Origin of the sequence: Sorangium sp. So ce185 (assembly GCF_051526825.1) — a bacterium.
In the GTDB taxonomy this organism is placed as follows: Bacteria; Myxococcota_A; Polyangia; order Polyangiales; family Polyangiaceae; genus Sorangium; species Sorangium cellulosum_D.
Genome location: NZ_CP150316.1, coordinates 12,626,021 through 12,637,212, shown reverse-complemented (window position 1 = coordinate 12,637,212; position 11,192 = coordinate 12,626,021). Strand labels below are relative to the sequence as shown.

Here is an 11,192-nt window from a genome sequence, read left to right as displayed (position 1 = left end):
GTACCCGATGAGCCTATCTGCAGCTTCGAACGTGCCCGCCCTGGACCAGGTGCCTGTGGCGCTGAAACCGACCCTCCACGCGGGCCTCGTCGCCGAGCTGGCCGAGCGCCACCGGCGGCGCGCGCCGTACGATCTCGGGGATCATCCGCTGCTCGAGCGGCAGCGGCAGCGGGAGTCGAGCGCCCGCACGTACCCGCGGCGCCTGCCGCTGGCGCTGGCCCGCGCGCAAGGCGTCTATGTGGAGGACGTCGAGGGGCGCGTGTTCATCGACTGCCTGGCCGGGGCCGGCACCCTGGCGCTCGGCCACAACCACCCTGCGGTGATCGAGGTCATGGAGCGCACCCTGCGCTCGGGACTGCCGCTCCACGGGCTCGATTTCACGACGCCCGTGAAGGACCGATTCATGCAGGACGTGCTCGGCGTGCTGCCGGCCGATTTCGCCCGCCACGCGCGCATCCAGTTCTGCGGCCCCACCGGGGCGGACGCTGTCGAGGCCGCGCTGAAGCTGGCCAAGATCGCCACCGGGCGCGGCACGGTGCTCGCGTTCCACGGCGCGTATCACGGCATGACGCAGGGCGCGCTCACCTTGATGGGCAATCTCGGCCCCAAGGTGGCGCTCGGCCACAGCCTGCACGGCGTCCAGTTCCTGCCGTATCCGTACGCGTACCGCTGCCCGTTCGGGCTCGGCGGCGACGCCGGCGCGGCGGCCTCGCTCGCCTACATCGAGAACCTGCTGTCCGACCCGGAGAGCGGCGTGCCCAAGCCGGCTGCCATCATCATCGAGGCCGTGCAGGGCGAGGGCGGCGTCATCCCGGCGCCCCCGACCTGGCTGAAGGGGCTGCGGGGGCTGGCCACGCGCTACGATATCCCGCTGATCCTCGATGAGGTGCAGTCGGGCTTCGGGCGCACCGGGCGCATGTTCGCCTTCGAGCACGCCGGCATCGAGCCGGACGTCGTGGTCCTGTCGAAGGCGCTGGGGGGCGGGCTGCCGCTCTCGGTGGTGGTGTATCACGAGCGCCTCGACGCCTGGCGGCCGGGCGCCCACGCGGGCACGTTCCGCGGCAATCAGCTCGCGATGGCGGCGGGGTCGGCCACGCTCGCGGTCCTGCGCGCCGAGCGCCTCGACGCCGCGGCCGCGGAGCTCGGCGCGCGGCTCATGCAGCAGCTCGCCGCGCTCGGCGAGCGGTTCGCGTGCATCGGCGACGTGCGCGGCCGCGGCCTGATGGTCGGCGTGGAGCTCGTCGACGCGGCGGCCGTGCCGAACGCGCTCGGGGCCCGCCCCGCCCACCCGGAGCTCGCCGCGCGCGTGCAGCACGAGTGCTTGCGGCGCGGGCTGATCGTGGAGCGCGGCGGGCGCCACGGCAGCGTGATGCGGTTCCTCCCGCCGCTCGTCATCACGGCCGCCCAGCTCGACGAGGCGGCGAGGATCTTCGGTCAGGCGCTCGCGGCCGCCTGCGCGTAGCCGAGGGGCGCGCTCCGGAAGGCGCGCTTCAGAAGGAGAACTCGACATGCTCAATCTAACGGCCATGGGCCTCCAGGTCAGCGAGATCGAACGGGTGGGCTCGCTGTCGGTCGAGGCATTTCGACGGACGTACTACAAGACGAAGACCCCGGTCGTCATCGAGGGCGGCGCGTCCTCGTGGACGCGTCGGTGGAGCTTTGACTGGCTCGACGAGAAATACGGCTCGCAAGAGATCGCGTTCAGCACCGATCCCGTGGGCGCGGAGAAGGTCGGCCGCGTCCGGCTGAGGGACTATCTCCGCAGCCTCGACGCGACCGAGGCGTATGGCGATCAGCTCGAGGCGAGCGATTTCCACAGGATCTCGGATTACTACGAGGTACCAGCGTACGTCCCGATGCCGCGCCAGCTCACGGTGGCCTTGTGGGTGGGGCCGTCAGGGACGATCGCGCACTTCCACAAGGATTACTATTACCAGATCCCATTTCTCCGCAACGAGAACTGCTTCGTGCAGATATGCGGGAAGAAGCAGTTCGTGCTGGTGCCGCCGGCCTATGACGACTGCATGTGCACCGCCAGCTCCGACAGCACGAACGTCAAGAGCGAGATTCTCCTCAACGCCTGGGATCGCGCCACGCACCCCAGGCTCGCGGAGGCCAGGATGATGCAGACGGTCGTGGGGCCTGGCGACATCCTGTATTTACCGAGGGATCATTGGCATTACGTCACGTCGCTCGAGAAGAGCATCTCGCTGAGCTTCTGGTGGTACCCGGAGAACCTCGTCGACAAGCTCATGACCTACCGCGCGCAGCTCGAGGCGGGTCGGGATCCGGGCCTTCCCGAGATCACGGCCCAGGACATCGAGGATTTCGGCGGGATGGATAAGGTGATGCACGCGTGCTCGATGCTTCCGCCCGGTTTTCGGCAGATGCTCACCGCCGCCGTCGGCATGGCGCGGTAGACTTCGCTCCTCGAGCGAGCGGACCGCCGCCAGAGGTCTCCTGCTCTGGCGCGATGCCCCGCGGGGCCAGGCCGGGTGTCTCAGCGTCGCTGGCGTGCGAGGGATTGGGGCTGTCGACGGGGCGCGGTCGCGCGCTCAGGAGCCGTTCGAGGCGAGGAGCTCGCGGGCGTCGCCGACGACGGCGGCGCGGCGGATCCACCGGTCCAGCTCGGCGATGTCGGTGCTCGCGAGCACGCGCTCCCGCACGTCGGCGGGGACCTCCAGCCCGCGGGCATCGAGCACGGCGAGCACGTCGTGCGCCTTGGTCTTCAGGGTGCCCTCGCGCACCCCTTCCTCCCGGCCCTCCTGCTTGCCCTGGGCCACGTAGCTACGCGCGAACTCGCTCTGATACTGGTATCCGCTCTTCATCATCGCCTCCAACGTCCGCCTCGCCGCTGCGTTCAGCGAGGATAGCACCACGTCCGCGTACAGGGCCCGGCGCTCCTCATCGAGCCCGGCTGCCGCCGCCAGGAACGCCACCCCGATCGCCTCCCCTGCCTCCCCCTCCCCGTGCGCCATCGCCGACAGCACCACCACCTCCGGCGCCGCCTTCGCCTGCTCGGCGTCCGTGACGACCGGGACTCCCTCCGGCCCAAGCACCAGCGGCGTCAGCACCCAGCCTGGGTGGCCCGTGTCGATCGGCCGCGCGCTCCACCGTGCCATCGCCGCGTCGATCGTCACCACCAGCAGCCGCGTCGGGCAGCGGTGCCGCGCCCTCGTCTGGGCCACGTACACCGGCCAGACGTACGGCTTGTCCCGGTCCACGCCGAGCTGGACCTCGACCACGATCGCCATCGCCGGCCGCTGCTCGCTCGCCAGCAGCACCACGATGGCGTCCGCCCGCCGCTCCGAGGGCACGACCTCGGCCAGGTCCGAGGACTCGACGCGCGCCTCCGTGAAGGCGGGGACCGGCTGGCCGAGCGCGTCTTGCAGCATCTCCGCGGCCAGCCTCGGGCGGTTCTTGAACAGGTCGACCAGGACTTCATGCGTGACTGAGGGCATCGGGTCATCTCTCGGGTGGTTGCAGCCATGCTGGACTTCCGGGCGGCTTGCCCGGCTCCTGCGGCAGCTCCCGCACGCGCCGGAGCTGCCGCCTCCCACCTCGTACATTCCGGTCAGCTTCCCGGATTCGTCACGCGATGCGACCTACCCTGCTGGGCGCCCGCTGCCGGAGGCACGTCGTCTCGACACGGGGCGGCGTCTCGGATCGCCTTACAGCGCGGAGGGCCGATCGCTCACCGGGAAAGCATAGGAGTCACGCGACATGTCACGACCCGAAGACTCCTCCGAATCCACCAAGCAATCAGCGGCCGAACAGGCCGACCTCCAGCGAGCTGCTCGGCGCCTTCGAGCCCGCCGCCTCAGCCGACGGGACCGCGATCCCCCGCCCCGTGCCCGCAGCCTCGCCGCGGCTCCGGCTCGGCCTTCGCCGCTCTCGGCGGCACCGGGCCGCACGAGCAGTCGAGGCACCCGTGATCGGCGCAGGTCCCGCACGACGCGGCCACCTGCTTGCGGAGCGCCTCGCGCGCGCGGAACAGGCGCACCGCCGCGTTGTTCGCGGTGATCGACGCCTCCTCGGCGAACGCCTGGACCGAGAGCCCGTCGACCTCCACGCGCTGGAGCGCGGCGGCGTACTCGGGCTTCAGCGTGCCGGCCAGCGCCCGGACGCACTGGCACACGGCGCGCTGCTCCACCTGCGGCTCGGCCACCTCGTCGAGCTCGGCGGCCAGCGCGGCCATCGCCCGCTCCGACGCCCCCTTGCGCCGGAAATGGTCCACCACGGCATTCCGGAGGGTCCGATAGAACCACGCCGTGGCGGACTCATCGTTGCGCAGGCTGTCGATGCGGCCGATGCCCCGCACGAACGCGTCCTGCAGGATGTCCTCGGCGACCGCCCGGTTGCCCACCTTGCGCTCCAGGAATCGCAGGAACTCCCGGTGGCTCTCGACCAGCGTCGCGACCACATCGGCCGAGCTCCCAGGCGCGGCGCCCTCCGCGCTCGCGGGCTCGGCCTCCTCCCTCGCACGGTCGGCGCCTTCCGGGGCTCGCTCGGTCTCGCTCATGACGCATGAGGCTAACCTCGGGGCCCGCCTGCCGCCACCCCGCCCCGCTCCCGCCGCCCCGCTCCCAATTCCGCCGCCACCCCGCCTGCCGCCGCCCCGACGCGACGCAAGAGCCGTGGGAGCCACGACACAAGGAGCCACGCCGCAAAGGGATGGCCACCGTGAAAGGAATGGCCAGCGTGACCGGCGGGGTCACAATGTCCGCGTCACCGTCAACTGGGAGGCAGACGCGATGCTGCAAAGGGTGCTCGTCCTGGTAAGCGTGGGACTCCTGTCGGCCTGCTCCGGGGCGGACCCGGGCGCCGCTCCGGAGCCGCCGCTGCTCTGCAAGGCCTCACCGGACTGCGCCCCCGCCCCCGAAACGCCCCTGTGCGACCAGGTGCGCGGCGAGTGCGTCGCGCTCCCGCCCGGAGCCCCGATCGGCGTCAAGGACGGCAGTCCGTCGTCGGTCGCGCTCGTGCTGGTCCACGAGCAGGACAGGCAGCGTGAGCCGACCGATCTCGACTTCAACCCCGAGCGACCCGAGGAGCTCTGGGTCGTCAACCGCCAGGACGACAGCGTGATCATCATCACGCGGCCCGGCGCGCCGGACAGCGCCTCGATCCGCCTCCGCGACCCGGCCGCAGCGCACTTCATGGACCGGCCGCCGGCGATCGACTTCGGCGACGCAGGCACGTTCGGGGTCTGCGGCGACAACGACAACGGCGGCAATGACTTCATGGGTCCGACGCTCTTCTCGTCGGACCTCGCGGTCTTCGCGAAATCGACGCCCGACGGCCTCGGGTCGCACCTCGACATGCTCCACTCGAGCCCCTTCTGCAAGGGCATCGCGCACGAGGCGGGCAACGTCTACTGGGTCTTCAACGGCCACGACCTCGCGCTCGACCGGTACGACTTCGCCCACGATCACGGCCCCGGGAACGACGACCACGCCGACGGCGCGATCCTCCGCTATGCCGCCGGCGAGGTGCTCGGCAGCGACGACGCGCCGAGCCACGTCTTCTATCGCGCCGAGGACCGCCATCTCTACGTCGCCGACACCGGTCACGGCCGGCTGCTCAAGCTGGATACCGCGAGCGGCACGCCCGGCGCGGGCTTCGACGGGCAAGAGCCGGTCAGGGCGCGCAAGCACGTCGACGGGGCCACGCTGACCGAGCTCGTCCCCCCGGGGACGCTGGAGGCGCCGAGCGGGATCGAGGTCCACGAAGGCATCGTCTACGCCACCGATCACGCCACCAGCCGATTCTATGCCTTCGATCTGACAGGACGGCTGGTCCGCACCCTGGATACCGGCCTGCCGGCCGGCTCGCTCGCCGGATTCACCTTCGGGCCGGACGGCAAGCTCTACTTCGTCGACCTGCGGTCCAGCCGCGTCTACCGCATCGATCCCATCCTGTAAGCGCTGGGCGGTTCGATCGCGCCCGGCCGCGCGGATTCGCCTGGCGGCGCGGATTCGCCCGACCGCGCCGCGTCGCCTGGCCGCGCGAATTCGCCTGGCCGCGCGTCCCGCCGGCCGAGGGCGCGCCGCGCGAGCGCCGCGGCGGCGATCCACGCGGGCACGACCTGGAGGACCCCCGTGATCTCGAAGAGCGCGTTGTCCGGCACCTCGTACATGGGCGGAGGGAACATGCGCGCGAGCACCGGCGACCCAGGGGCCAGGAAATACAGCGCGTTCTTGAGCACGTGGTTGTAAACGCCCTCGTACGCGCCGATCCAGGCGATCGGCACGAGCGCCAGCACCGCGGCGAGGACGACGAAGGCAGCGCGCCCGGAAGGCGCGCCGGCGCGGCGGCGGTGGAGGGCGAGCGCGCCGAGGATCACCGCGGCGGTCGGGAGGCTCAGGAACGCGATGTGAAGCCGCCAGGGCGTGCCGTAGACCACGGCGCCGATCGCGTGGTGCGCCGTGGTCGCCGCCATGACGGCGACGCCGGCGAGCGCCGCCCGCCTCGTGAGCGCCGCTGCGATGTCCAGAGAGGTCTGCATGGATGGATCTCCGCGCCTCGAAGGCCTGAGTTCGTGCGTGCGCCCCACCTCACCCGATGAGGCGCGCGCGGCACGAGCCAGGGAATACCCGCCGCGCGGCGGCGGGGCGATCGCATCCCGCGAACAGCACCCGTGCGCGCCGCGCACGAATCCAGGGCCGCGCCGCGGCGTGGTAGCGTCGACGCCGTGGACTCCCTCGCGAACATCGAGGCCTTCGTGCGGGCCGCGGAGCTCGGGAGCATCACCCGGGCGGCGCGGTCGCTGCACATCACGGCGTCGGCGGCGAGCCGGCGCATCGCCCAGCTCGAGGACGAGCTCCGCGTCCGGCTGTTCCACCGGACCACGCGCGCGCTGCGGCTCAGCGAGGAGGGCCGCGCCTTCCTCGAGCGGTGCCAGCGCATCCTGGAGGAGCTCCAGGCAGCGAAGCAGTCGATCGCCCACGCCCGCGGCGTCCCCGAGGGGCGCCTCTGCGTGGAGGCGCCCGCGGTCCTCGGCCGGCTCCTGCTCGTGCCCGCCCTGCCCCGCTTCCTGGCCGAGCACCCGCGCGTCGAGCTCGAGCTCCGCCTGCGCGACGCGGTGAGCGATCCGGCGGCCGAGGGCGTCGACGTCAGCCTGCGCATCGGCCGCCTGGAGGACGCCGGGATCGTGGCGCGGAGGCTCGGCGTCACGCGCATGCTCGTGTGCGCCTCGCCGGAGTACGTGCGCCGGCGCGGGGCGCCGGAGACGCCCGAGGATCTCCGGCAGCACCGCTGCCTCGGGTTCCTCCGCGACGATCGCGTCGTGCCCTGGCGCCTCCGGTCGCCGCGCGGGGCGCTCCGCTTCGAACCGACCGGCGCCCCCCGCGTCAACGACGGCGACGCCCTGAAGGCGCTGGCCGTGGCCGGCGCCGGGCTGGCCTGGGTCTTCGACTTCATGATCGCGCCCGAGCTCGCGTCGGGCGCGCTGGTCACCGTGCTCGACGAGTTCGCCGCCGACGAGCGCCCGATCCACGCGCTCTACCAGAGCCCGCGGCACGCCATCCCGAGGGTGCGGGTGTTCCTGGACTTCGCCGCCGCGCTGCTCGGGCCCCCGCTCCGCTGAGAGGGCCGGCCGGTCCAGGGTCCTTGTGATCGGGGATCGGTCACGCCTGCCCGCATCGCGCACCGGACGGGCGGCGGCGCGGCCGGACAGCGCGGGGAGGCGCCCCCGGCCGGCCCGGGGGCGCACGGCGGTGTAATGAAGCCGGGCGGCTGCGTCTTCGGAGGTGAGCGGCCGCTGGGTCGCCGAAAGGAAGACACCATGAAAGAGACTACCCTCCAGGTCGGCGGGATGAGCTGCCCGTCGTGCATTCGCCACATCGACGGCGCGCTGCGCGAGCTCGACGGCGTCGCCAAGGTCGACGTCCGCCTGCGCGAGGGCACCGTCGTCGTGCAGCACGACCCGACCCGCGCGCCCGTGGACGCGCTGCTCGAGGCCGTGCGCGGGGCCGGCTACGACGTGCGCTCGCGCGCCGCCTGAGCGAGCGCGCCGCCCGGGCTCACTCGCCGCCCGCCGCCGCGCTCGCTTCGGGCGCGGCGAGCAGCGCGTCGAGCTCGGCCTCGCCCCTGTCCTCCGCCCGCCTGCCCCCGCGGCGGCGGAGCCACTCGGCCGCGTCGTCGAAGAGCGAGTAGGCCACCGGCACCGCGAGCAGCGTGAGGACCAGGGAGAGCGACTGGCCGCCCAGCACGATGGCCCCGGTCGTCCGGTTCTGGCCCGAGCCGACGCCGTGCGAGAGCACGAGCGGGATCATGCCGGCGACGAAGGCGATCGTCGTCATCAGGATCGGCCGGAGCCGGTCCTTGTTCGCCTGGAGGATCGCCTGGAGCCGCGGCATCCCCTCGGCCCGCAGGTGGTTCGTGTGATCGATCTGGAGGATCGCGTTCTTCTTCACCACGCCGAAGAGGACGAGGAGGCCGAGCCCCGAGAAGAGGTTCAGCGACTGGTCGAAGAGCTTCAGCGACAGCAGCGCGAACGGCACCGTGAGCGGCAGCGAGAGCAGGATCGTGATCGGGTGGAGCCACGACTCGAACTGCGCCGCGAGGATCAGGTACATGAACACGAACGCGAGGCCGATGACCACGGCGAAGCTCGTCGCCGTGCTCGCCGTGTTCTTCGAGCTCCCCACCGCCTGCGTGGAGTAGCCCGCCGGCATCTTCTGCTCGGCGATGATCCGGTCGAGCGCCGCCTGCACCGCCGTATCGCCGACGCCGGGCGCGGCGTTCGCGCTGATCGTGATCTGCCGGCGCCGGCCGAGGCGGCCGATCGACGAGGGCCCGCTGTCGGGCTCCAGCGCGACCACGCTGTCGAGCGGGACGGCGCCGTGCTTGGACGAGGGGACCGAGAGGAACGAGAGCCCCTGCGCGTCCGCCCGGTGCTTCGCGTCGGCGCGCACGCGGACGTCGTACTGCTCGCCGGCCTCCGAGTACGTCGAGACCTTGAGCCCGCCGACGAAGAGCTGGAGCGCGCCGGCCACGTCGACCACCTGGACGCCGAGATCCGCGGCGCGATCGCGATCGATGATCGCGCGGAGCTCGGGCTTGCCCACGACGAGGCTGTTGTCGACGTCCACCGCGCCGGGGACCTTCCGCAGCTCCTCGGTGATGCGCGTCGCGTACTCGGCCAGCCGGTCGAGATCCGGCCCCTGGAGCGCCACCTGGATCCGCCCCGTCGCCTGGCCGCCGGACGAGATCGCCTGCACCTCGCCGGCCGTGACGCGCAGCTCGGGCGGCAGCTTCGCGAGGATCTCGCCGCGCGCCTTCTGCATGATCTCGAGCTGCCCGAGCGCGCGCTGCTCCGGATCGACGAGCATCACGTAGATCTTGGCGACGTTCGAGGCCTGCTGCTCCCCCTCGCCGACCGTCATGAGCGTGCTCGTGACGCCCGGGAGCCGGCGCACGTCGTCGGCGATCCGCTCGGCGATGAGGCGGGTCGAGGTGAGGCTCGTCCCTTCCGGCGCGCGCAGGCTGATCTCGAACTGCGCCTGATCGTCCTCCGGGAGGAACCCGGCGGGCAGCGTCTTGGCGATGGGGCCGCACGAGCCGAGCGCGGCCACCGACGCGACGACGATCACCCAGCGCCGCTTCATCACCCACGCGAGCGCGGCCATGTAGGCGCGCTCGATCGGCCGGTAGAAGACGTCGACGGCGCGCTCGAGGATCGAGGGCTTCGCGTGCGCGCCCGCCTGCCTGTGCCCCGAGAGCCACCGCGCGGCGAGCGACGGCGTGAGCGAGAAGCTCACGATGAGCGAGACCCCGATGGCGAAGGCCATCGTGAGGCCGAAGCTCTTGAGGAAGCGCCCCACCATGCCGGGCATGAACGCGACCGGGATGAAGACCGCCATGAGCGAGAGCGTGGTCGCGAGCACCGCGAGGCCGATCTCCTTCGTCGCCAGGACGGCGGCCGGGAACGGCTTCATCCCCTTCTCGTCGATGTAGCGGACGATGTTCTCGAGCACGACGATCGCGTCGTCGATCACGATGCCGACGGCGAGCGCGAGCGCGAGGAGCGTGAGGAAGTTGAGCGTGAAGCCGGCGACCCACATGACCGCGAACGTCCCGATGACCGAGATCGGGATCGCGAGCGCCGCGATCAGGGTGCTGCGGGCGTTGCCGAGGAAGAGGAGCACCACCGCCGCGGCGAGGAGGGCGCCGAGCACGAGGTGCTCCTTCACGGCGGCGATGCCCGTGCGGATCACCCGCGAGCCGTCGCGCACGACTTCGATCTTCGTCCCCTCGGGCAGCGAGCGCTGCACCTCGGCGAGGCGCGCCTTCACCGTGTCGACGACGGCGACGGTGTTCTGGCCCGACTGCTTGACGATCGACAGGAGGACGGTGCGCCTCCGGTCGAGCTGGGCCCACGTCTTCTCCTCGGCGCGGCCGTCCTCGACGCGGGCGACGTCCGCGAGGCGCACCGCGCGGCCGTCCTGCTGCCGGAGGACGATGCGGCCGAGGGCCTCGGGCGAGTCGACGCGCCCCATCACGCGCAGCGTCAGGTCCTCGGGGCCGGTCTCGACGCTGCCGCCCGGGGTCATCAGGTTCTGCGCCGCGATCGCGCGCTGCACCTCGGCCGCGGTGATCCCCTGCGCCCTGAGGGCGATCGGGTCGAGCCAGACGTTGATCTGCCGGCTCTGCGCGCCGATCACGTTGACCTGACCGACGCCGGAGATGCCCTCGATCTGCCGGCGCACCTGCTTGTCGGCGATCTCGCTGAGCTCGCGGATCGGCCGGTCCGACTCCACGGAGACGAGCAGCACCGGGGCCGCGCCGAGGTCGATCCTGCTCACGATCGGCGGATCGATGCCCTTGGGCAGGCTGGGCAGGACGGCGCTGATCTTGTCGCGCACCTCCTGGGCGGCGACGTCGGCGTCCTTCTCCAGCGTGAAGCCGACGACCACCTGGCTCACGCCCTGGCTCGACGTCGACCGGAGGTCCTCGATGCCGCTGATGGTGTTCACCGCGCCCTCGATCCGGTCGGAGATCTCGGTCTCGACCTCCTCGGGCGCCGCGCCGTCGAGGCGCGTCGTGACGACCACATACGGGACGTCGATGTCGGGGAACTGGTCGAGGCCGAGCCGGGTGTAGCCGGCGGCGCCGAGGACCACGATGACCAGCATGAGGACCGACGCGAAGACGGGCCTCTTGACGCAAACGCGGGCGAGCCACTGCATGAC

At 72.0% G+C, this 11,192-nt stretch carries 9 protein-coding genes; 5 read left to right on the top strand and 4 right to left on the bottom strand.

What is annotated here, in order from left to right; all coding sequences use genetic code 11:
- Positions 1–7 precede the first annotated feature (7 nt).
- Together WMF26_RS46700 and WMF26_RS46695 are read left to right on the top strand one after the other, a co-directional pair.
- Positions 8–1,462, top strand: a complete 1,455-nt coding sequence (locus tag WMF26_RS46700; RefSeq protein ID WP_437997978.1) for a diaminobutyrate--2-oxoglutarate transaminase — start codon at positions 8–10, stop codon at positions 1,460–1,462.
- A gap of 46 nt (positions 1,463–1,508) precedes the next feature.
- Complete coding sequence (locus WMF26_RS46695; RefSeq protein WP_437997977.1) at positions 1,509–2,420, top strand: cupin-like domain-containing protein; 912 nt, start codon at positions 1,509–1,511, stop codon at positions 2,418–2,420.
- Between the two features lie 135 nt (positions 2,421–2,555).
- On the opposite strand, the gene WMF26_RS46690 is transcribed toward WMF26_RS46695, so the two are convergent.
- Positions 2,556–3,461, bottom strand: a complete 906-nt coding sequence (locus tag WMF26_RS46690) for a hypothetical protein (protein ID WP_437997976.1) — start codon at positions 3,459–3,461, stop codon at positions 2,556–2,558.
- Positions 3,462–3,820: 359 nt separating this feature from the next.
- A complete protein-coding gene (locus WMF26_RS46685) occupies positions 3,821–4,522 on the bottom strand; it encodes an RNA polymerase sigma factor (RefSeq protein WP_437997975.1) in 702 nt (233 codons plus the stop codon).
- A 232-nt stretch (positions 4,523–4,754) separates the two neighbouring features.
- Here WMF26_RS46685 and WMF26_RS46680 point away from each other — a divergent pair, with 232 nt between their 5' ends.
- On the top strand, positions 4,755–5,921 hold the full coding sequence (locus WMF26_RS46680) for a hypothetical protein (RefSeq protein ID WP_437997974.1): 1,167 nt from the start codon (positions 4,755–4,757) through the stop codon (positions 5,919–5,921).
- On the opposite strand, the gene WMF26_RS46675 is transcribed toward WMF26_RS46680, so the two are convergent.
- Complete coding sequence (locus WMF26_RS46675; RefSeq protein ID WP_437997973.1) at positions 5,897–6,505, bottom strand: hypothetical protein; 609 nt, start codon at positions 6,503–6,505, stop codon at positions 5,897–5,899. The genes WMF26_RS46680 and WMF26_RS46675 overlap by 25 nt on opposite strands.
- Positions 6,506–6,691: 186 nt before the next feature.
- Here WMF26_RS46675 and WMF26_RS46670 point away from each other — a divergent pair, with 186 nt between their 5' ends.
- On the top strand, positions 6,692–7,585 hold the full coding sequence (locus WMF26_RS46670; protein ID WP_437997972.1) for a LysR substrate-binding domain-containing protein: 894 nt from the start codon (positions 6,692–6,694) through the stop codon (positions 7,583–7,585).
- A 198-nt stretch (positions 7,586–7,783) separates the two neighbouring features.
- Entirely contained in the window at positions 7,784–8,002 is a 219-nt protein-coding gene (locus tag WMF26_RS46665) for a heavy-metal-associated domain-containing protein (RefSeq protein ID WP_437997971.1), read from the top strand.
- 19 nt (positions 8,003–8,021) lie between these two features.
- On the opposite strand, the gene WMF26_RS46660 is transcribed toward WMF26_RS46665, so the two are convergent.
- Entirely contained in the window at positions 8,022–11,189 is a 3,168-nt protein-coding gene (locus tag WMF26_RS46660; RefSeq protein WP_437997970.1) for an efflux RND transporter permease subunit, read from the bottom strand.
- Between the last annotated feature and the right edge of the window lie 3 nt (positions 11,190–11,192).